This window comes from Kitasatospora phosalacinea (genome assembly GCF_030268885.1).
GTDB classification, from domain to species: domain Bacteria; phylum Actinomycetota; class Actinomycetes; order Streptomycetales; family Streptomycetaceae; genus Kitasatospora; species Kitasatospora phosalacinea_C.
Map to the genome: position 1 here is coordinate 1 of NZ_BSSA01000145.1, position 259 is coordinate 259.

A 259-nucleotide genomic window follows, 5' to 3' on the forward strand; every position below is an offset into this window, starting at 1 on the left:
GTATTCTCTACCAGACCACCTGAGTCGGTTTAGGGTACGGGCCGCCATGAAACTCGCTAGAGGCTTTTCTCGACAGCATAGGATCATCCACTTCACCACAATCGGCTCGGCATCAGGTCTCAGACTCGTGTTGCGCGGATTTGCCTACGCAACGTCCTACACCCTTACCCCGGGACAACCACCGCCCGGGCTGGACTACCTTCCTGCGTCACCCCATCGCTCACCTACTACAGGCTTGGGCCGGCGGCTCCACCACGTC

The 259-nt window shown here is 59.5% G+C and carries 1 rRNA gene; it reads right to left on the bottom strand.

The features are described 5' to 3' along the window. Nucleotides 1-259, bottom strand: a 23S ribosomal RNA gene (locus QSK52_RS39310); the annotation flags it as partial.